The following is a 2,545-nucleotide window of genomic DNA, read 5'->3' on the forward strand; positions in this document are numbered from 1 at the left end:
GCTACCGATGGCCAGTCCAGGGCTCGGAAGTCCGGCCACTCGGTGAGGACGACGATCGCGTCAGCGTCTTTGGCGGCGGTGGTCGCGTCATCGGCGAGCTTGATGCCCTCGGTCAGCCCGGGGAGCGGTCCCGTACAGCTCGGATCGAATGCGGTGAGTTCCGCGCCTTCGTCGGCCAGTGCGGCCGCTACGTCCAGTGCGGGCGAATCGCGCAGGTCTGAGGTGCCGGCCTTGAACGTCAGACCGAGCAGCCCAATGCGTGTGTTAGCGAGTGATCCGCCGACGGCCGCCCTAATTTTGTCGACCATTCGGGTGCTTTGTTGTTGGTTGGTTTGCAGCACAGCGTCCAGCAGCGGGAAGTCGAATCCGACGGCTTCGGAGATCTGCCCGAGGGCGTGGGTATCCTTCGGCAGGCACGAGCCACCCCATCCGGGGCCCGGCCGCATGTAGGCCTGCCCGATCCGGGGATCGTAGCCCATCCCCTCGGTGACCTCGTGGATGTCCGCGCCGAGTCGCTCGCAGAGTTCGGCCAGTGCGTTCACATACGACAGCTTTGTTGCAAGAAAGCAATTCGCTGCGTACTTGACCATTTCCGCACTGGCGGCATCGGTGAGCAGAATGGGGGCCCCGAGCCGGGCATACAGCGCGCCGACCCGCTCGGCAGCGTCTTGCTGGTCGCTGCCGACGACGATCCGGTCCGGGTTCAGGAAGTCGTGCACCGCCGACCCCTCACGGAGGAATTCGGGGTTGCTGACCACCGCAACATCCCGTCGGCCGAGCAATTGCTTGGTGCGTACGGCAGTGCCCACCGGCACGGTCGACTTGTTGACGACGACGCAGCCCCTCGGCAGCAGGTCGCGCACCTCTTGGGCGACCGCCTCGACAGCGGCGAGGTCCGCGGCTCCGCCGGCTCCCATCGGTGTTGGGACACAAAGGAACAGGACCTCGACCACGTGATCGGACTCAGCCGGATCGGCGCCCGGTGCATTACCAAAACCGCCTGGCACGACGGCATTGCGGGCTCCGACCACGAAGCGAAGCCGGCCCGCCGCCATTCCCTCCGTGACAAGTTCTGCGAGACCAGGTTCGAGGATGCCGACGTCGCCGTCGCATAGCCGGGCCACCTTGTCTACATCGATGTCGGCGCACACGACGCGGTGCCCGAGCGAGGCAAGGCAGGCTGCTGTGGTCAAGCCGACGTACCCCGCGCCGACAACCGCGATTCGACGTACGAACACGGCGCTACTCCGCTTCCTCGAGCAGTTCGCCGACTATCGCAACCCCGAGCGAGAACGCCGTGATTCCACCGGTCAGGTACGCGGTTTCGGTGACCCCCATGAGTTCCTGAACCGTCGCGCCGTGCCGAATCGCAGCCTTGGCGTGCAGCCGTGCCGGCCCCTCGGACCGGATCACCAGCAGCTGCCCGAATTGCACCAGCTGCTGGACTCGGAGCTCGAGCGGTGAATTTGAAATGACCAGCGAACGAAGGTTTTCCAGAGCCACCACCGTCTCACCACGGCCGACGGCCTCGATGATCTCCCAGCGTTTGCGAGCATGCGGGGGGACCTCGCCGAAGAGGTCATAGTAGGCTTGGCCGAGCTTGGGAGTGTTCGGTGTCCCGTCCGTCGTGGCCTGTGCATCGATGGTTGTCATCGCAGTGTTCCTTTCTGTGCAGTCAGATGTTCGTTGAGCAGAACCGACAAGGCCGAAGCCGCGTCGGTGAACCCGTCGATTCCGCTGAATCCGCCCGCGGGGCCGGCGAACTTCAGATGCGGTTCGAGGGACAGATAGGGTCGGTCAGGCGTCGCGGCGAGCTCTTCGAGGATCTCCGGCCAGCGGCAGCAACCCTGACCGGCAACGGTCGTGCTGCCTGTGTCATCGATGTCCTTCACGTGCAGGACGCCGATCCAACTGCGCAGCGCGTCGAACGCCGGGTATGGGTCGAAGCCGCACAGCGCGTAATTCGCCGCGTCGAATGCGGTCCGCACAGTGTCCGACGCTGTGTCCTTCAGCAGCGCGAACATCCGGTGTGGACTTTCGGCATAGGTGCCTAAGTCGTTTTCGACCAGTACGGTCATTCCGTTGCGGCCGGCCTCGGCATCCATTTCGGTGATCCGATCGGTAACCGCGCTGCACCAGGCGTCACGATCAGCTTCACATTGCCACCGTCCGCCCGGTCCGTAACCGGTGAAGACGCGAATAAAATTGGCGGACAGTCGACTTGCGACTTCAAGTGCCCGCTCGAAACGAGCACGTTCGCTGGCGCCCGCGCTGTCGACAGGCACTTTGCCTATCGGTGTCGCAATCGCCGCGACCGCAACCCCCTCGTCGGCCAGAAGTCGCTCCACCTCGCCGACTCGCTGGTCGTCTAATTCCAGGACGTTGACGTAGTCGATGCTGCGCAGGTCGATTCGGTCGATACCCCGGCTGTGCAGCGCCGTGAGCGCCTCGGTCAGCGTGGGCGAGATCTCGTCGGCGAATGCTGCCAGCGAAATCATGCTTGTCTCCTTTCGGCTCGGACGCGGGAACCGGCGTCGACTTTCTC

General features: G+C 64.5%; 3 protein-coding genes. All 3 read right to left on the minus strand.

What is annotated here, in order from left to right; all coding sequences use genetic code 11:
• Nucleotides 1-1,238 (minus strand): UDP-glucose dehydrogenase family protein (locus ACN269_RS34915; protein ID WP_421477636.1); only part of this gene is annotated, 1,238 nt, incomplete at its 3' end.
• 4 nt (nucleotides 1,239-1,242) lie between these two features.
• Nucleotides 1,243-1,653, minus strand: coding sequence for a carboxymuconolactone decarboxylase family protein (locus ACN269_RS34920; protein WP_421477638.1), 411 nt, complete (start codon nucleotides 1,651-1,653; stop codon nucleotides 1,243-1,245).
• Nucleotides 1,650-2,498: a sugar phosphate isomerase/epimerase family protein gene (locus ACN269_RS34925; RefSeq protein WP_421477640.1), complete on the minus strand. Its 849-nt coding sequence runs from the start codon at nucleotides 2,496-2,498 to the stop codon at nucleotides 1,650-1,652. Before ACN269_RS34925 ends, ACN269_RS34920 begins: the two co-directional genes overlap by 4 nt.
• Between the last annotated feature and the right edge of the window lie 47 nt (nucleotides 2,499-2,545).

The organism is Micromonospora sp. WMMD736 (genome assembly GCF_049179015.1).
Lineage (GTDB): Bacteria > Actinomycetota > Actinomycetes > Mycobacteriales > Micromonosporaceae > Micromonospora.